16 protein-coding genes are annotated in these 17,024 nt (G+C 72.8%); 9 read left to right on the top strand and 7 right to left on the bottom strand.

Annotated elements, in window-relative coordinates; translation table 11 throughout:
• The first annotated feature begins 56 nt into the window (after positions 1-56).
• Positions 57-632, top strand: coding sequence for a TetR/AcrR family transcriptional regulator (locus ACIP84_RS34225; RefSeq protein ID WP_319309180.1), 576 nt, complete (start codon positions 57-59; stop codon positions 630-632).
• Complete coding sequence (locus ACIP84_RS34220) at positions 629-1,342, top strand: carbon-nitrogen hydrolase family protein (RefSeq protein WP_401803314.1); 714 nt, start codon at positions 629-631, stop codon at positions 1,340-1,342. Before ACIP84_RS34225 ends, ACIP84_RS34220 begins: the two co-directional genes overlap by 4 nt.
• A 133-nt stretch (positions 1,343-1,475) precedes the next feature.
• Here ACIP84_RS34220 and ACIP84_RS34215 read toward each other — a convergent pair whose 3' ends face one another.
• Positions 1,476-3,662 (bottom strand): M4 family metallopeptidase, encoded by a 2,187-nt coding sequence (locus ACIP84_RS34215; protein WP_401803312.1) that lies wholly within the window; start codon positions 3,660-3,662, stop codon positions 1,476-1,478.
• Between the two features lie 146 nt (positions 3,663-3,808).
• On the opposite strand from ACIP84_RS34215, the gene ACIP84_RS34210 reads away from it, so the two are divergent.
• On the top strand, positions 3,809-4,771 hold the full coding sequence (locus tag ACIP84_RS34210) for a LysR family transcriptional regulator (protein WP_401803309.1): 963 nt from the start codon (positions 3,809-3,811) through the stop codon (positions 4,769-4,771).
• 27 nt (positions 4,772-4,798) lie between these two features.
• Here the strand turns inward: ACIP84_RS34210 and ACIP84_RS34205 are convergent, their stop codons facing one another.
• The 4 genes from ACIP84_RS34205 to ACIP84_RS34190 form a co-directional block, all read right to left on the bottom strand.
• A complete protein-coding gene (locus ACIP84_RS34205; protein ID WP_401803307.1) occupies positions 4,799-5,623 on the bottom strand; it encodes a pectate lyase in 825 nt (274 codons plus the stop codon).
• 13 nt (positions 5,624-5,636) lie between these two features.
• Positions 5,637-6,479: an EI24 domain-containing protein gene (locus tag ACIP84_RS34200; RefSeq protein WP_401803304.1), complete on the bottom strand. Its 843-nt coding sequence runs from the start codon at positions 6,477-6,479 to the stop codon at positions 5,637-5,639.
• A gap of 149 nt (positions 6,480-6,628) precedes the next feature.
• Complete coding sequence (locus ACIP84_RS34195) at positions 6,629-7,051, bottom strand: organic hydroperoxide resistance protein (protein ID WP_355966659.1); 423 nt, start codon at positions 7,049-7,051, stop codon at positions 6,629-6,631.
• 64 nt (positions 7,052-7,115) lie between these two features.
• On the bottom strand, positions 7,116-8,135 hold the full coding sequence (locus tag ACIP84_RS34190; RefSeq protein WP_355966661.1) for an NADP-dependent oxidoreductase: 1,020 nt from the start codon (positions 8,133-8,135) through the stop codon (positions 7,116-7,118).
• Positions 8,136-8,250: 115 nt separating this feature from the next.
• Here ACIP84_RS34190 and ACIP84_RS34185 point away from each other — a divergent pair, with 115 nt between their 5' ends.
• Complete coding sequence (locus ACIP84_RS34185) at positions 8,251-8,688, top strand: MarR family winged helix-turn-helix transcriptional regulator (protein ID WP_231074866.1); 438 nt, start codon at positions 8,251-8,253, stop codon at positions 8,686-8,688.
• A 102-nt stretch (positions 8,689-8,790) separates the two neighbouring features.
• On the opposite strand, the gene ACIP84_RS34180 is transcribed toward ACIP84_RS34185, so the two are convergent.
• Entirely contained in the window at positions 8,791-9,198 is a 408-nt protein-coding gene (locus ACIP84_RS34180) for a MerR family transcriptional regulator (RefSeq protein ID WP_401803300.1), read from the bottom strand.
• Positions 9,199-9,269: 71 nt separating this feature from the next.
• On the opposite strand from ACIP84_RS34180, the gene ACIP84_RS34175 reads away from it, so the two are divergent.
• Positions 9,270-10,178: an NAD(P)-dependent oxidoreductase gene (locus ACIP84_RS34175; protein ID WP_401803298.1), complete on the top strand. Its 909-nt coding sequence runs from the start codon at positions 9,270-9,272 to the stop codon at positions 10,176-10,178.
• A gap of 45 nt (positions 10,179-10,223) precedes the next feature.
• Here ACIP84_RS34175 and ACIP84_RS34170 read toward each other — a convergent pair whose 3' ends face one another.
• On the bottom strand, positions 10,224-11,234 hold the full coding sequence (locus tag ACIP84_RS34170) for a hypothetical protein (protein WP_401803296.1): 1,011 nt from the start codon (positions 11,232-11,234) through the stop codon (positions 10,224-10,226).
• 251 nt (positions 11,235-11,485) lie between these two features.
• Here ACIP84_RS34170 and ACIP84_RS34165 point away from each other — a divergent pair, with 251 nt between their 5' ends.
• The 4 genes from ACIP84_RS34165 (at position 11,486) to ACIP84_RS34150 (ending at position 17,011) form a co-directional block, all read left to right on the top strand.
• A complete protein-coding gene (locus tag ACIP84_RS34165) occupies positions 11,486-12,547 on the top strand; it encodes a rod shape-determining protein (RefSeq protein WP_030321900.1) in 1,062 nt (353 codons plus the stop codon).
• Positions 12,548-12,601: 54 nt separating this feature from the next.
• Positions 12,602-14,173 carry a GAF domain-containing protein gene (locus ACIP84_RS34160; RefSeq protein ID WP_401803294.1) on the top strand — a complete coding sequence of 524 codons (1,572 nt, stop codon included), beginning with the start codon at positions 12,602-12,604 and terminating at the stop codon, positions 14,171-14,173.
• 99 nt (positions 14,174-14,272) lie between these two features.
• Positions 14,273-15,508 carry a nitrate/nitrite transporter gene (locus tag ACIP84_RS34155; RefSeq protein ID WP_401803292.1) on the top strand — a complete coding sequence of 412 codons (1,236 nt, stop codon included), beginning with the start codon at positions 14,273-14,275 and terminating at the stop codon, positions 15,506-15,508.
• 60 nt (positions 15,509-15,568) lie between these two features.
• The gene (locus tag ACIP84_RS34150) at positions 15,569-17,011 is read left to right on the top strand and encodes an acyl-CoA synthetase (protein WP_401803289.1); all 1,443 of its coding nucleotides are present in this window, start codon (positions 15,569-15,571) and stop codon (positions 17,009-17,011) included.
• Positions 17,012-17,024 lie beyond the last annotated feature (13 nt).

The following is a 17,024-nucleotide window of genomic DNA, read 5'->3' as shown; positions in this document are numbered from 1 at the left end:
TACCTTAGGACGGGGTACGGTCCTGTCGGAACGACGAGCGGAGAGGGGCCACGGCGATGGTGCGGGCCAGGAGCGAGGAGCGGCGGGCGGACATCCTGCGCGCGGCCCTCGAAGTGATCGCCGAGCGCGGCTACCGGGGCGCCACCCTCGGCTCCGTCGCCGAGCGCGTCGGGCTCACCCAGCAGGGGCTCCTGCACTACTTCCCGACGAAGGAGGCGCTGCTCGTCGCCGTCCTGGAGGAGCGCGACCGCTGGGACACGAGCGGCGGCCGGGACCGCGAGGGCTGGCGGCTCGACCTGCTCGAATCGCTCGTCGAGTACAACGCCATGCGGCCCGGCATCGTGCAGACCTTCTCCGCGCTGCTCGGCGAGAGCGTGACGGACGGGCACCCGGCCCGGGAGTTCTTCACCGAGCGGTACGCCCTGGTGCGGACGAACATGGCGCAGGTGCTGCGCCTGGAGTTCGGCGACCGGCTGCCGAGCGGGCTGAGCCCCGAGCGCGCGGCGCCGCTCCTGACGGCGGTGATGGACGGACTCCAGTACCAGTGGCTCCTGGACCCGACGGCGGTGGACATGCCGGCCGCCTTCCGCGACTTCCTGCACCTTCTCCACGGAACGGACCATCGATCGTGATCGTCGCAGCCACCCAGTTCGCCCCGGTCGCCGGGGACATCGCCGCCAATGTGCGGACCGTCGCCGACATGGTGCGGGCCGCCGGGGCCGAGGGCGCCCGTGTGGTCGTCTTCGCCGAGCTCTGCCTCAGCGGGTACGAGCCGACCCTGATCCGGGACCGCCCCGACCTGGTCCTCACCGAGGACGACCCCCGCCTGGAACCCGTACGGGAGGCCTGCCGCGCCGTCTCGGCGGCGGCCGTCGCCAACGGGCCGGTCCGGACGGCGGACGGCCGCCCCGCCCTCACGACGCTGGTCATAGGACCGGAGGGCGAGCTCCTCACCCGGTACGACAAGCAGCATCTGTACGGGATCGAGCAGGAGGTCTTCGCGCCGGGCACGGCCGACGGGCGGTTCACGCTCGACGGGGTCCGGTTCGCCACGGCCACCTGCTACGACAACCGCTTCCCCGAGCTGGCCGAGCGCGCCGCCGCCGACATGTGCGCGGTGTACCTGGCGAGTTCGGTGCTCTCCGCGGACAACGACTCGTTCGACACGGTGTATCCGGTACGCGCCCGGGACTTCGGCCTGTACGTGGTGCTCGGCAACGTCCTCGGGGCCAACGAGGACGGTGTGGGCGGCGGCGCGGCCGGTACCTGGGGCCCGGACGGCGAGCGGATCGCCGACGCGGGCCCGGACAAGCCGGGGTTCGTGCTCGCCGAGGTCGGCTGACCCGCGGCGCCGGCTCGGAAGGAGCCGGGCGGCCGGCTCACGGGAAAGGGCCGGGCGGCCGCGGGACATCGGCCGCCCGGCTCCGGACCGCCGTCACGGAACCCCCTGGTCCGCGACGGCGCCCCGTCCCCCGTTACGGGGCGCTCAGGCCCAGCGTGTACGCGCCGGAGCCGCTGTACGCGTGGACGATGTACCGGTAGTAGCCGGCGGTGCCGTAGTAGCTGGTGTCCTCGTCGGCCGTCGCGGTGCCGCCGACGGCGACGTCCACCCAGCCCGAGCCGTTCCACTTCTGCAGGTAGAGGTCGAAGTCCTTGCCGGCCGGGCCGCGCAGGCAGCCCACGTGGGTGCCGGAGGTCGCCGCGTAGTAGTAGGAGCCGTCCGGCTGGACCGCCCGCTGGCCGGAGGTCAGGCTGCCCTGGTAGGTGTGCTCGGAGTTCGCGCAGCCGGTGGGCGGGGTCGTGGTGCCGACCGACAGCTGGTAGGTGACCGTGTGGGTGGCGGAGCCCGTACCGGTGACGGTGATCGGGTAGGTGCCGTTGGCCGTGCCCGCCGCGACCTGGACGGTCATCGTGGACGAGGAGCCGGAGGTCACCGAGCTCGGGCTGAAGGAGACGGTGACACCGCTCGGGGCGCCGCTCGCGGAGAGCTGGACGGTCTGCGCGCTGCCGCCGGTGGTGCTGGTGTTCACCGTGGAGGTGACGGAGGCACCGGGCTGGACCGAACCGGAGGACGGGTTCAGGGCGAGCGAGAAGTCCGGGGTGGTGGTGCCGCCGCAGTCGGTCTCACCGGACTGGGCGGGCACGCCGATCGCGTTCCAGGCCGCCTTCACCGCGTTGCACTCGACGCTGCCGTAGGTGTTCTTCGCGCTGGTCAGGGTCGCCCTGCGGGCGGCCAGGTGGTTCCAGGAGGAGGTCTTCATGAGCAGGGCGCCCATGAAGATCTTGCCGGCCTTCTGGATGCCGATGCCGGTCACGGACGACGGACCGCCCGAACATATGGGGCTGTTGGGCTTGCCGCCGCCCGGGTTGGAACCCTCGGCGAGCAGGTAGAACCAGTGGTTCTGCGGTCCTGCCGCCGCGTGCACCTCGGTGCCCGAGGTCAACTGGGGGTAGCAGTTGGGGTCGTTGCCGACGAGCGAGGGGTTGTACATGTTCCGGATCGGCTTGCCGTCGCCGAAGAAGTTGACCTTCTCGCCGACCGTGTAGTCCGGGGTGTCGTTCGGGTTGTTGGCGTAGTGCTCGGTGAGCGCGCCGAAGATGTCTCCGGTGGACTCGTTGAGCCCGCCGTTCTCGTTGGAGGAGCCGGCGCTGCCCGGGGTCCGGTCGAAGATCTCGTGGCCGTACTCGTGCGCCACGACGTCGATGCCGGTGAGCTGGTTCGAGCCGGTCTGGGCTCGGCCGTAGGTCGTCTTCGTACCGTCGTAGTAGGCGTTGACCTCGGAGAGTCCGGCGCGGGCCGGGACCATGCCGCCCTGGCCGTTCTGGCCGTTGTAGCCGAACCACTCCTTGAGCATGGAGTGTTCCTTCTGCGCCGCGTACATGATGTCGACGCAGGCGGTCACCAGGTCGTTGGCGCCGTTGTTGCCCCACGGCGAGGAGCCCGTGTACGCGCTGCCGTTCTGTCCGCCGCACTTGAAGCCGCCGCGGCTGGTGTCGGTCATGGAGCTCGCGGCGGTGTCGATGGTGACGTTGCCGTTGTGGTAGCCGCGGCCGTCGGCGTGCAGGATCTTGTCGGTGGCCCGGGCGACGGAGCCGGTACGGGCGTCGACGAAGGTGTCGAGGGAGCTCGGGGCGTCCTGCGCGGTCCGGCCGATGACCAGGGTGTGCCAGGTCAGCACCGCCTTGCCGCCCTTGAGGAGCACGGTCAGCTCGGGGGCGCTCGCGCTCTCCACCGAGGCCAGCTGCCGGCGGGCGGTGGCGAGGGCCGCGTCGGCGGTCACCTTCGCCCGGGTGGAGACCTTGATGGCGGGCGCCGGGGCGCCGGTGACCTCGCGGACCCTGCCGGAGCTGTCGGAGACGACGACAGCGTCGCCGCCGACGACCGGGAGGCCGCGGTAGGTGCGCTCGTACGAGGCGTAGTACAGGCCGTTCGCCCAGGGGGTGACGGACGTCCGGACGAGGTCCTCGTCGGCGCCGTGCCGGAGCTCGTCGAGGCCGCTGGCCGCGGCGCCGTCGGCGGCGGCGAGCGCGAGGGACCTGCCGTGGCCCGGGGGTACGGGCTGCGCCTGCGGGGCGGCGGTGGCGGTGCCGGCGAGGGCGGTCGCGAGGCTCGCCGAGAGTGCCAGGGCGGCCACGGCCGCCGTGATTCTGCTGGGGTGCAACGTCTGCTCCGATCGGGGTGGGATCGTGGTGGGGGAGACGGATCGTCGCGCCGAGTATGGGCGTGGACATGACTGGTTAGGGACATCTCATCCGGCATAAGACGCGGGTTATGGTGCGGCCGCGCGGTGCTGCGTACGCTGCTGAAATGCAGCTGGAGTTGAGGCATCTGGAGGCGGTCTGCCGGATTGCGGAAGCGGGCAGTCTGGGACGCGCGGCCGGCCGGCTCGGGGTCTCTCAGCCGGCGCTCTCCGCGCAGCTCCGGCGCATCGAGCGGGTCGCGGGAGGGGAGCTCTTCCTGCGCGGCCGCAACGGCGTGGAGCCCACCCCGCTGGGCGAGTTCGTCCTCTCCAAGGCGCGGCTCGTGCTCGGCGAGATGGACGCGCTCGCCGCCGGCGCGCGGGCCGTCGCGCCCGGCACCCCGCTGCGGCTCGGCTGCATCCTGCTCGTCCTGGTCGACGGGCTGCTCGGGCAGTTGGAGCGGGTGATGGCCGGTCAGGACATCTCGGTGACCGTGGAGCACTCGGCGACCACCCTGACCCGGCAGCTCGGCGCGGGCCGGTACGACGCCGTGCTGTACGGGGAGGTCAACGAGCACGAGGTCGCCCTGCCCGAGGGCACCACGGCCAGGACCCTGGTCCCCAGGGAGCCGTTCTGCGTGCGCCTCTCGGCCGGGCACCCGCTGGCGGGGAAGGAGCGGATCGCACTGGCCGAGCTGGCCGGCGAGTCCTGGATGACGCTGGTGGAGGACGACGACGGCGGGCCCGAGGCGCTGGTCGCCGCCTGCGCGAAGGCCGGGTTCACGCCCTCGCTGCGGCACCGGGTCGCCGACCGGAAGATGCACTACGACCTGATCGCCGCGGGCCGGGCGATCTCGATGAGCCAGCCGACGGCGCCGCACGCGGAGGGCACGGTCCTGCGCCCCCTGGAGGGCGACCCGGTCCTGGGCCGGATCCGGCTGGCCTGGAACAGGGCGGCGGTCCCCGCCCGGCAGGCGGAGCTGCTGTACCGGGCGGCGGTCCACGCCTATCTGGCGAACGTCGGCAACAACGCCTTCTACCGGGAGTGGTGGGACGCGAGGCCGGAACTGCACCCGGTCCTCGACGTCTGAGCCGACGCCGGGACCGGGTGCGGACGCCTAGTCGTACGAGAGGTCGCCGGCGGAGTACCGGCACGTGGTGCCGTCCGGGCCGGTGCCGATCTCCTTGGGCTCCTTGCCGGTGTTGTTGCCGGTGAAGCGGGTGCACGGCTTGATCTTCTTCTTGGTGTCGCCGTGGATCCGGACGTTCCGCAGGGACGCGGTGTCGCCGTAGTTGGCGTTGACCCCGACGATCGACTTGCCGGGCGTGGTGATGTCGACGTCGTTGACCAGGATCGTCCGCTTGTACTGCTTCCCGCAGTTGCCGCAGGACCGGACGAGCTTGCCGAAGTCGGAGACCTGGAACCTGGTCACGACCAGCTTGCCCGCGCCGTTGAACTGGAAGACCTTGTCGGACGCGCTCCTCGCGCCGCCGCCGTACACCGTGTAGACCGATGACGCCGAGGCGCCCTTGAAGGTGGCGGCGTCCTCGCCGACGTTCTCCCACCAGACGTTCTGCAGGGTGCAGCTGCCGAGGCAGTGGACCCCGTCGGCGGCCGGGGAGCCGATGATCACGTTCTTGAGGACCGCGCCGTCCTTCAGGACGAAGAGCGGCTGCTGGTTCTCGTCCTGGCCGTCCGAGCCGAGCTCACCGGTGCCGTGGAAGCGCTGGAGCTTGCCGTCGTAGGTGCCGGAGACCTCGATGGAGGCGGGGACCGGCTTGCCGCCCTTGGCCTGCGGCCAGGCGGGCAGGGCGCTCGCGGCGCCCGCCGGGGCGAGCAGGGTCGTGGTGACGATCGCCGCCCCGGTGACCCCGAGGGCGCTCAGGCCGCCGATGATCGCCCGCCGACGGCCCGTCTTCCGCTTGTGTGACGCTGAGGTCATGATGCTTCTTCCTTCAGTGGGGGAGGTGGTGCACCCCCTGGTCGCCACCGGAGGAAGGAAGGTTGCCGCCCGGATGACCGTTTTCCCGGGAGTTCTCGTCCCGGTGGTCGTCGCCACCGGTCTCGCCGCCCAGCTCGCGGGCCATCAGGGTGGCCCCGGCGACCGCTCCCGGCATCAGGAGGACGGCGACGAAGGGCACGATGAAGGCGAGGGTCAGCGGAACGCCGAAGCCGAGGACGGCCATCCGGCGCCCGCGCAGCAGCTGGAGCCGCTCCTTGAGCTCGACGCCCCGGCGCTGGAACGCGACGGACGTCAGCTCCTCGGCGAGGAAGAAGCCGGAGACGCAGAAGCCGATGACGGGGACGACGGTCTGGCCGATCACCGGGATGAAGCCGCAGGCGAAGAGCAGGACGCCGTAGAACGCGACCCGCAGCAAGACCCGCAGGCTGTCACGGGCCGAGATCCACAGCTCGCGCCAGAGCGGAAGCCCGGACTCGGGCACCTCACCGCCCTCGCTGCGGTCGACCTCCTCGGAGAGCGACTCGTAGAACGGCTGGCCGACGAGCAGGGTCACGGCGGTGAAGGTGATGACCGCGAGGAAGAGGCCGAGGGCGACGACGAGGGCGGTCAGCGTGCCGCGGAAGATCCCGCGCCAGGGAGAGCTCCAGTCGTCGGCGAAGGGGGTCACCCAGGCGGCCAGGTCGTCGGCTCCGTAGCCGAGGCCGACGAGCGCGCCCGCGTAGAGGACGAGGGTCACGAGTCCGGGCAGCAGCCCGAATCCGAACCACCGTCCGTGCGTGCCCACCCACTTCTGGCCCTTTACCAGGTAACCGAAACCCACCCCGAGATCGCGCATGAGGGTCACCCTATCGGGGCCCCCGCGGCGGCCCGCACGCAGCGAGGACCGCACCCCGACGACGGTCGGGGGCGGTCCTCGGACAGCGGTCGGTCAGTGGCCGGTCACGTCCCTGACCGGCTCGTGGACCGGGACGTCGGCCGGTGGGCTCAGACGGCGAGCTCGACCGTGATGTTGCCGCGGGTCGCCTTGGAGTACGGGCAGACCTGGTGCGCCTTCTCGATCAGGCTCTTCGCCGTCTCGGCGTCCACGTTCGGGATGGCCGCCGAGATCTTGACGATGATGCCGAAGCCGTCGTCGTTCTTGCCGATGCCGACCTCTGCGGTGACCGTCGAGCCGGAGATGTCGGCCTTCTCGTTGCGGGCGACGACACCGAGCGCGCCCTGGAAGCAGGCGCTGTAGCCCGCCGCGAAGAGCTGCTCGGGGTTGGTGCCCTCGCCGGAGCCGCCCATGGTCTTGGGCGGGTTCACGACGAAGTCGAGCTTGCCGTCGTCGGTGGCGACACGGCCGTCACGACCGCCCTCGGCGGTGGCGACGGCGGTGTAGAGGACGTCGGAGTGCTGGATCGGCATGCGAGGTACTTCCTTCATGGGTTCGCCGCGACTCGCGCCCACGATCGCGGCGGCTGAGGGAAGACTAACCGGTCACCGAGACGATCATCTTTCCGGTGTTGTCACCGCGGAGCAGTCCGAGGAAGGCGTCCACGCCGTTCTCGATGCCCTCGACGAAGGTCTCGCGGTGCTTCAGCTCGCCGGCCGCGAGCCAGCCGCCGACCTCCTGGACGAACTGCTGCTGGAGGCCGTAGTGGTCGCCGACGAGGACGCCCTGGAGGCGGAGCCGCTTGCCGATGATCATCGCCATGTTGCGCGGGCCCGGGACCGGCTCGGTGTCGTTGTACTGGGCGATCATGCCGCAGATGGTGGCGCGGCCGTGCACGTTGAGCGAGGAGATCGCGGCTTCGAGGTGGTCGCCGCCGACGTTGTCGAAGTAGACGTCGATGCCGTCCGGGGCGGCCTCGCGGAGCTGGTCCTTGACCGGGCCGTTCTTGTAGTTGAAGGCGGCGTCGAAGCCGAGCTCCTCGACGAGGAACTTGACCTTCTCGTCGGAGCCGGCCGAGCCGATCACGCGGGAGGCGCCCTTGAGGCGCGCCATCTGGCCGACCTGGCTGCCGACGGCACCGGCGGCGCCGGAGACGAAGACCGCGTCGCCCTCCTTGAAGGAGGCCACGTCGAAGAGGCCGGCGTAGGCGGTGAGGCCGGTCATGCCGAGGACGCCGAGGTAGGCGGAGAGGGGGGCGAGCGCCGGGTCGACCTTGGTGGCGTGCTGGGCCGGGACGTCGGCGTACTCGCGCCAGCCGAGGCCGTGCAGGACGTGGTCGCCGACGGCGAAGCCCTCGGCGTTCGAGGCGATGACCTCGCCGACCGCGCCGCCGTCCATGGGGCGGTCGAGCGCGAACGGCGGGATGTACGACTTCACGTCGTTCATCCGGCCGCGCATGTACGGGTCGACCGAGAAGTGCAGGTTCCTGACCAGGATCCGGCCCTCGGCGGGCTCGGTGACGGGGGTCTCACGGAGCGCGAAGTCCGCGGGGGTCGGCCAGCCGTGCGGACGGGCGACGAGGTGCCACTCACGGCTGGACGCGGGAAGAACGGACATGAGCACGGCCTCCAGAGAACGTACGAAAAGCTTCAGATCGCAAAAGATTCACTACCTGAAACAACCATGCACCTAGATATTTTATGTTGTCAAGCATCTGGGTAGGATGGCGGACATGGCCACCCCACGCACGGACCCCGTGACCCTCGAAGTCGTCGAACTGATCGGCACGGTCGTCGCGCGCTACTACGAGGAGTACGAGCAGGCCGCCGCGCAGCACGCGCTGACCGGCGCGCAGGCCCGTGTCCTCGGCCTGCTCTCACTGGATCCGCTGCCGATGCGCCGGATCGCCCAGAAGCTGAAGTGCGAGCCGTCCAACATCACCGGGATCGTGGACCGCCTGGAGGCCCGTGGCCTGGTGGAACGACGGCCCGACCCGGCGGACCGCCGTGTCAAACTGGCCGTCCCCACGGAGGAGGGCCGCGCGACGGCCCACCGGCTGCGCGAGTCCCTGGACTTCGCGCGCGAGCCGCTCGGCGAGCTGACGGAGGCCGAGCGGACGCTGCTGCGGGACCTGCTGAAGCGGATGCTCGGCGTCCAGCCGGACGTCTAGAGCGTCGAAGGAAGCCGGGCCGGCCGGGAGAGGCCCGCTCGGGACCCGCTCGGGACCGGCCCGCTCGGCGCCCGAGGGACGGCGCGCGGGACGCCGCGCCGCTCAGGCGGGGACGGGGGCCCGGCCGGAGCCGTCGAAGGGCGGATAGTTCTCGGCGCCCGTGCGTTCGGCCGCGTCGATGTAGACGGCGAGCGCGTCGCGCGACCGGGCCAGCCGTTCCATCTGGTCCTCGATCCGCCCCATCCGCGACCGCATGGCGGCCAGCAGCTCGGGGCAGCCGGCCAGCTCAGGGACCTCGCCGACCGCGCACGGCAGCAGGTACGCGATGTCCTCCGAGGACAGCCCCGCGCCGAGCAGATGCCGGATCTGCCTCACCCGCAGCACGGCGCTCTCGTCGTACTCCCGGTACCCGTTGGAGCCCCGGCCGGCCTCCAGGAGGCCCTGGGCCTCGTAATAGCGCAGCTGATGGGTGTGGACACCCGTCCGACGGCCTAACTCCCCGATCCGCACCGCAACCCCGCCCTCGTCCGCTCACGCGCTCGCTTGACCTTCACACCGGTATCAACGTCCACGATGCTGTCATGACCGACAGAACAGCCGCACCTGTGAACGCATCCGCCGCCGCCCCCGTGACCGTCATCGGACTCGGCCTGATGGGCCAGGCCCTCGCCGGCGCCTTCCTCAGGGCCGGACACCCCACCACCGTGTGGAACCGCACGAGTTCCAAGGCCGCCGCACTGGTGGCCGAGGGCGCGCACCTGGCGCCCTCGATCGGCACGGCGCTCGACGCGAGTCCCCTGACTATCGTCTGCCTCACCGACTACGACGCCGTGCACGAGCTGCTCGGCACGGACGAGGTGAAGCTCGACGGCACGACCCTGGTCAACCTGACCTCGGGCGACTCGGCGCAGGCCCGCGAGGCCGCCCGCTGGGCCGGCCGGCGCGGCGCCCGCTACCTGGACGGCGCGATCATGGCCGTTCCGCCGGTGATCGGCACCGCCGAGGCGGTCATCCTGCTCAGCGGCCCGAAGGCGGACTTCGACGCCCACGGCGCCACCCTCGAAGCGCTCGGCACCGTCACCCACCTCGGCGAGGACCACGGGCTGGCGTCCCTGTACGACGTGGCCGGCCTGGCCATGATGTGGAGCGTCCTGAACGCCTGGCTCCAGGGCACGGCCATGCTTAGGAAGGCGGGCGTCGACGCGGCCACGTACGCGCCGTTCGCCCGGCAGATCGCCGCCGGAGTCGCCGACTGGCTCCCGGGGTACGCCGAGCAGATCGACGCCGGCTCCTTCCCCGCCGAGGTGTCCGCCCTGGAGACCGACGCGCGGGCGATGGAGCACCTGATCGGGGAGAGCGAGGCGCTGGGAGTCAACGCCGAACTCCCGAAGCTGTTCAAGGCGATGGCCGACCGCGCCATCGCCGCGGGCCACGGCGGCGAGCAGTACCCGGTCCTGATCGAGGAGTTCGGCAGGCCCGAGGCCGACTGACACCGGCTCACACCGGCCGGCGGGCCTCCGACGGGCTGCCGCCGCTCAGACGCACCACCAGAGGAACGGGGTGCACGTCTTGGTCGGGCTCGGGCTCGGGGTCGGGGTCGGCGTGGGGGTCGCAGTGGCGGTCGTGGCCGTGCCCGAAGGGGTCGGACCGGTGGCGGTGGGCGTGCCGGACGGAGGCGTCTGGGGCTGCGTGGCCGACGGGGTCGCGGTGGGGGTCGCGGGCCGGGTCACCGGGTCGGTGGGCGTCGACGACTGCCCGGGGGCGCCCCCGTCCCCGCTCCCCGCGCCGGGGCCCGTACCGGAACCCGTACCCGCACCCGTGCCCGGTCCTGCGCCCGATCCCGTGCCCGTGCCGCTGCTCGTGTCCGCGCTCACCTGGCGGGGGCGGGTCGGGGCGGACGTGACCGGCGAGGGGTTGCCGCCGTCCGGTGCGGCGGTGGTCCCGACGGGCTCAGGGGCCAGCGGGGACTCGGTGACGTCGAGCTCCTCCACCGCAGTGGCGGCGCCCGCCCGCTCCGGTTCCTCCATGGCGAGCCGGGCCATGCTCAGCGAAGCGGCCGCGAGCACCAGGCCGAGGGTTCCCACCAGGACCGTACGGCCCCGGCGGCTCCGCCCTCGGCGGCCGCCCCTGCGCTCGGCGGCGCGGCTCCGGCCGGCGGACCGGCCCTGCGCGGCACCGCGGGCGGCACGGCGGCCGCCGGGGGCCGGGCGGGGCGGTTCGAGGACGTCGAGTTCGTAGACGTGCTCGGGCGCCGGCGCGTACGCGTGCCCGGGACCGGTCTCATGCCCGGGACCGGTCCCGGGCCCGCGGCCGGTCTCATGCCCGGCACCGTACTCGTGCCCGGCGCCGTACTCGTGCCCGGCGCCGTACTCGGACCCGGGCCCGGCGGGCCGCACCGGCTGGGCCGACGGGAACGCCTGGGCGGGCTCGGCCGGCCGGCCGGGTATGTGGGGGGTCTCGTACCGCAGTTCCTCGACGGGAGTCCCGCACCCGGCACAGGCGAGGGCCCCGTTGAGATGCCGCCGGCACGCGTGGCAGTAGTCCATGGGGCCCGCAGGCTATGCGGCCGGGTACCGCCACAGGTAGCCGCGGAAGTGAGGATTGTGTGAGGAAACCGCAGGTCGTCGGCGGTGCGTCGCGATTCTCCCACTTCGGTAGGTCCTGCCGGGCCCGCCGGAGCGGGCCCCGGGCGGCGCAGCCCAACGCGCGCCGCGCCCCGGACGGCCGGACGATCAGGAGGAACGCGTAACGCGAACCCACCTCGCCCGTGCCAGCACCGCACTCCGGAGGATCCGCCGTGACCGTCAGCCTTGAGCAGCTGCGTCGTTGCCATGTCGCCGTCGACCTGGGTGCCGCCCGCACCCGGGTCTTCGTCAAGGGCGCCGGACTCGTCGTCGACGAGCCGAGCGTCGCCGCCGTCAACACCCGCACCGGAGCGCTGATCGCCGTCGGCGCGCTGGCCGAGAAGATGACCGGCCGCACCCCCGACTACATCCGGGTCGTCCGTCCCGTCTCGGGCGGCACGGTCGTCGACATCGAGATGGCGCAGCGCATGCTCCGTCACCTCCTCGGCGAGAAGCTGCGCCGCCAGCTCCGCCGCAAGCCCCGGCTGCGCGCCGCCGCCTGCACCCCGCACGACAGCGACCCGCTCGCCCAGCGCGCCGCCGTCGAGACCCTCGTCGGTCTCGGGGCCCGCCGCGTCGAGCTGGTCGACACGCTGATCGCGGCGGCCGTCGGCTGCGGCCTGCCCGTCGAGCAGCCGACCGCGACGATGATCCTGGTGTGCGGGGCGGCGACCACGCAGGTCGCGGTGCTCTCGCTCGGCTCCATCGTCACGGCGGAACGGATGCCGGTGGGCGGTGACGCCATCGACCACGCCGTCATCCAGCACCTGCGCCACCACCACGAGCTGATGCTGCCGAGCCAGTCGGTCCGCCCGCTCCAACTCGCCCTCAGCGGGAACGGCCTGACGCCCCACGGCCCGGCCTGGACCGAGATCCACGGCCGTGACGTCGCCACGGGCCTGGCCCGTTCGGTGACCGTCGACACCGCCGCCGTGCGGGAGGCCATCCACACTCCGCTGACGGCGGTCCTCGACGGCATCGGCAAGGTGCTGCGGGACTGCCCGCCGGACCTGGTGGCCGACCTCGCGGACCGCGGGATCATGATGGTCGGCGGCAGCGCCCTGCTGCCGGGGCTCGACCAGATGCTGCGCGAGGCGACCGGGATGCCGGTCCACATCGCCGAACGGCCCGACGTCTGCGCGGTCCTGGGCCTCGGCGCGATGCTGGAGGGCAAGGTCCAGCCGATGGTCCTCGACCCCCTGTCGGAGCGGAACCCGCTGACCGACGAGGACTGAGGACCGGCCGGACACAATCCCGCGAAACAGAACGATTCGTACGACAATGAGACCATGACGATCATGGACGAGGACCGGGACGAGGACCAGGACCAGGACCAGGACCGGCACGGGGACACGGACGAGGACGCGCCCCGGCTGCCCATGCTGCTCGAAGCCGTCCTCAGCGTCGGCACGGACCTCGAACTCCGCACCACCCTCCAGCACATCGTGGACTCCGCCACCGAGCTCATCGGGGCCCGCTACGGCGCGCTCGGGGTCGTCGACCCCGAGCGCCGCCGGATCACCGAGCTCTTCACCGCCGGCCTGACGGACGAGGAGCGGCGGCGTGTCGGGGGCCTCCCCGACGGCCACACCGGACTGCTCGGCGCCCTCATCCAGGACCAGCGGCCGCTGCGGATCGACGACCTGACGGCCGACCCGCGCTCGTCCGGCGTGCCCGGGGGGCACCCGGAGATGCGCACCTTCCTCGGCGTCCCCATCCGGGTCCACACCGAGGTCTTCGGCAATCTGTACCTCACCGAGAAGCGCGACGGCGCCTTCACCGAGGCGGACCTCTCCCTGCTCCGGGTCCTCGCCTCACAGGCCGGCATCGCCATCGGCAACGCCCGGCTGTACGAGACCGCCCGGCAGCGCGAGCGCTGGATCGAGGGCGCGGCGGCGGTCACCACGGCCCTGCTGACCGGCGCGTCCGCCGAGAACGCCCTGATGACCGTCGCCGAGCAGGCCCGCAACCTGGCCGGCGCCTCGGCCGGAGTCGTCCTCCAGCCCACCCCCGGGGGCGGGATGGAGATCGTCGCCGCCTCGACCACGGACGACCCGGGCGAACTGGTGGGGACGGCGATCGCACCCGGCTCCCCCGTGCTCGTCCAGCTCCTCGGCGGGGAGCCCGTGTTCGTCGAGGACTCGGCGACGGACCCCCGGATGACCACCCCCGTCCGGTCCCGCTTCGGACCGTCGATGATGCTGCCGCTGCAGAGCGGCGGAAAGCTCATCGGCACGCTCGCCCTCCCCCGGCGGCGCGGCGACCGGCCGTACACGGCCGTCGACCGGCTCCTCGCCTCGCAGTTCGCCTCGCAGGCGGCGCTCGCGCTGGTCCTCGCCGACGCGCGGCACGACCGGGAGCGGCTCGCGGTGTACGAGGACCGGGACCGGATCGCCCGCGATCTGCACGACCTGGTCGTCCAGCGCCTGTTCGCCACGGAGATGATGCTGGAGTCCACCCGGCGGCGGGCGGTCGGCTCCTCCGAGGACGACGCGCTGCTCGGGCGGGCGGTGGACGAGCTGGACTCCACGATCCAGGAGGTCCGTACGACCATCTTCGCGCTCCAGCAGCCCCCGGCGGACGCCCCGACGTCCTTCCGGGGGAAGGTGCTGCGGGAGACCGGCGGGGCGGCGGTCCTGCTCGGCTTCCAGCCGTCCGTGCACTTCGCCGGAGCCGTCGACACCCTCATCGACGAGGAGACGGCCGGCAGGCTCCTGGCCGCCCTGCGCGGGGCGCTCGCGGCGGCGCACCGGCGGTCGGGGATCGCCGCGCTGACCGTGGAGGTGTCGGTCGGGGGCGAGGGGGCCGGGCTGCGGGTCACGGACGACGGCACTCCGCCGACGACGGTGGCCTGGCCGTAGGTCGGGCACGGGGACGCCCGTACGAAACCCCGTGCACGGGGGCACTCGTACGGAGCAGTCCCGCGCGCCCCCCGCCCCTCCCCGATCTTGACTGGAGGCGTGGACACCGAGACCAAGCCCCCGACCACGGCGGCCTACCGCAACCTGGTGACGGCCACCATCGGCTTCACGCTCACCTTCTGGGCGTGGGATCTGATCGCGCCCCTCGCCAGCTGGTACGGCGACCGGCTCGAACTCAGCTCCTTCGAGCAGTCGCTGCTCGTCGCGGTCCCCGTCCTCGTCGGCTCGCTCGGCCGCATCCCGGCCGGCGCGCTGACCGACCGGTACGGCGCGAGGCTGATGTTCCCGCTGGTCTCGGCGCTGACGATCATCCCCGTCCTGCTGCTCATCGTGGTCAAGGACACCTACGGCCTGCTGCTGGTCGTCGCGTTCCTCCTCGGGCTCGGCGGCACGACGTTCGCGATCGGCATCCCACTGGTGAACTCCTGGTTCCCGCCCGAGAAGCGCGGCCTCGCGCTCGGCGTGTTCGGCATGGGCATGGGCGGTGTGGCGCTCTCCGGCTACTTCACCCCGCGCATCGCGAAGCACGGCGAGAACCTGCCGTTCATCGTGGTCGCGATCGCGCTGGCGGCGTACGCGGTGCTCGCCACGTTGCTCATCACCGACCGGCCCGACCGGCCCGTGCCCACCGCCTCCCTGGCGACCCGGCTCGGCGCGGCGGGGCGGCTGCGGGTGACGTGGGAGCTGTCGGCGCTGTACGCGATCGGCTTCGGCGGCATCGTGGCGTTCGGCGTCTACCTGCCGACGTATCTGAAGACCTGGTACGAGCTCGACCCGACGGACGCGGGAACCAAGGCGGCCGGATTCGCGCTGGTGACCGTCGTCTTCCGGCCGATCGGCGGCTGGCTCTCGGACCGGATCCATCCGGCGCTCGTCACGGCCGCCGCGCTCGGCGTGGTGGCGCTCCTCGCGATCGTGCAGGCCTTCGACCCGCCGCTGAATCCCGGCGGCACGATCGCCCTGCTGATCATGGCGGCGGGCCTGGGCACGGCGAGCGGTTCGGTGTTCGCGCTGGTCTCGCAGGTGACCCCGCAGGCGAAGGTCGGCAGTGTGACGGGCATCGTCGGCGCGATGGGCGGGCTGGGCGGGTTCCTGCCGCCGCTGGTGATGGGCGCGATCTACAGCGCGAAGGGCTCGTACTCGATCGGCTTCATGCTGCTGTCGGACCTGGCGCTGGCGGGCTGTGTGTACGCGTGGGGGCGGATGCGCGGAATCCGCCCGGAGGGCGCGGACCCGGCGCCGGAGGCGACGAAGGTCGCGGCGGGCCGCCCCTGACGGACGGCAGAATGCCTCCCGGAACCCTCGATCTCGACATCGACCCGAGGAGTACGACCGGTGAGTGCGCTCTTCCCGGCCCTTGCGGCCCCTTCCGACCGGCCCGCGCTGCGCTGCGGCCCGGTCACCCTGACGTACGAGGAACTGGCGCGGGCCGCCGGGGCCCTGGCCGCCCGGATCGAGGGAGCCGGGCGGGTCGCCGTCTGGGCCACGCCGACCGCGCACACGGCCGTCGCGGTCGTCGGGGCCCTGCTGGCCGGCGTGCCCGCCGTACCGCTCAATCCGCGGACGGGCGAGCGCGAGCTGGCGCACGTCCTCGACGACAGCAGGCCCACGGCCGTGCTCACCGGCGCCGAGGACGTGCTGCCCGCCGGCCTCACCGGGCTCCCCCGGGTCGTCGTGGACCTGGCGGCGAGCGGCCCGCCGGTCGCGGAGGCGGCCGACGCCGAGTCCCCGGCCCTGATCGTCTACACCTCGGGCACCACCGGCCCGCCGAAGGGTGTCCTGCTGTCCCGGCGGGCGGTCGCCGCCTCGCTGGACGCGCTCGCCGACGCCTGGTCGTGGACGGCCGACGACGTCCTCGTGCACGCGCTGCCGCTGTTCCATGTGCACGGGCTGATCCTCGGGATCCTGGGGCCGCTGCGCCGGGGCGGCGAGGTCCGGCACCTGGGGGCGTTCTCGGTGGAGGGCGTGACACGGGAGCTGGGCGGCGGCGGCACGATGCTGTTCGGCGTGCCGACGATGTACCACCGGCTCGCGGACGCGCTCGCCGAGGACCACGGACTGGTCCGGGCGTTGGCCGGGGCGCGGCTCCTCGTCTCCGGGTCGGCGGCGCTCCCGGTCCACGACCACGAGCGGATCGCGGCGGCGACGGGCCGGACGGTCGTGGAGCGGTACGGGATGACGGAGACGCTCATGAACACCAGCGTCCGGCCGGGCGGCGCCCCGCGCCCCGGGACCGTCGGCCCCCCGCTCGCGGGCGTGGACCTGCGGCTCGTCGAGGAGGACGGCTCCGTGGTGGAGGAGCTCGACGGGGAGACGGTCGGCGAGGTGCAGGTGCGCGGCCCGAACCTGTTCTCCGGCTACCTCAACCGGCCGGACGCGACGGCCGCGGCCTTCGACGGCGACTGGTTCCGTACCGGCGACGTGGCGGTCAGGGAGCCGGACGGCGCGGTGCGGCTCGTCGGCCGCAAGGCGACCGACCTGATCAAGAGCGGCGGCTACAAGATCGGGGCGGGCGAGATCGAGAACGCGCTCCTCGACCACGCCGGGGTGCGCGAGGCGGCCGTCACCGGTGAGCCCGACCCCGACCTGGGCGAGCGGATCGTGGCCTGGGTGGTGCCGGAGGACAGGGAGAAGCCCCCGACGGGGGAGGAGCTGGCCGAGCACGTGGCGCGCCTGCTCGCCCCGCACAAGCGGCCCCGGGTGGTGCGCCTTCTCGACGCTCTCCCCCGCAACGACATGGGCAAGGTCCTCAAGAAGTCCTTGAGCGCCGCGGGGTGAGCGGACGGAGCCG

It is taken from the genome of Streptomyces sp. NPDC088707, assembly GCF_044752725.1.
Classification (GTDB): Bacteria; Actinomycetota; Actinomycetes; order Streptomycetales; family Streptomycetaceae; genus Streptomyces.
The sequence above is the reverse complement of the archived record's forward strand: the minus strand, read 5'-3'. Positions and strand labels throughout refer to the sequence as shown.